1 protein-coding gene is annotated in these 622 nt (G+C 74.4%); it reads right to left on the reverse strand.

The genetic code is table 11. The features are described 5' to 3' along the window. Positions 1-54 precede the first annotated feature (54 nt). Positions 55-450: a DUF3040 domain-containing protein gene (locus tag AC2W7A_RS13190; protein WP_485991720.1), complete on the reverse strand. Its 396-nt coding sequence runs from the start codon at positions 448-450 to the stop codon at positions 55-57. Positions 451-622 lie beyond the last annotated feature (172 nt).

Below are 622 nucleotides of genomic sequence, written 5' to 3' on the forward strand. Positions count from 1 at the left end.
GGGCCCTTCCGGACGTCGTGCGGCCGGGCCGCCGGGCCCGGTGGGAGCAGCCGGTCAGCGCTCCTGGCTGCGGCGCTCGTCCCACTGGCGCTCGAGCCGGGACATGAACGCGCTCTCCTTCTTGGCCCCGGCGGAGCCGTCGCGTCCCCGGGTGGAGCGGCCGGCCTCGTCTCCGCCGTCACCGCCGTTCTTGCCCCGAGTGGTGAGGATGTAGACGCCGCCGCCCATCAACGCCACGCCGAGGACTCCGACGAGGATGTTCTGGAAGGACACCCCCAGGAGGACGACCGCCAGCCCTGCGACGGCCACGGCGACGCCGAGGACGATGCGTCGGACGGACACGCCGCCGGGGCGGCTGTCCCGCAGGTGGGTGTCCAGCCTGGGGTCCTCCGTGCGCAGCTGGGCCTCGAGCTCGTCGAGCATGCGCTGTTCGCGCTCCGACAGCGGCATGGCCGCACCTCCGCAATTTCCGGTCCCGCGGACCCGATGTCCACGTGCGGCGCCGTTCTGCACCGCCTGACCTCACAGTCTAGTTCCGGCCGGCCCGCGGGCCAGTGGGCGGCAACGGCCCGGAGCAGCCTGCCAGGCGCGGCTGGGGCAGCCCCGCCCGTCGCTACCCTCG

This window comes from Micrococcus sp. LASM2_SD2, from assembly GCF_057364565.1.

Bases quoted from the DNA above. Each gene is read 5' to 3' on its own strand.
- AC2W7A_RS13190 (WP_485991720.1), bottom strand. From the start codon at position 450: ATGCCGCTGTCGGAGCGCGAACAGCGCATGCTCGACGAGCTCGAGGCC.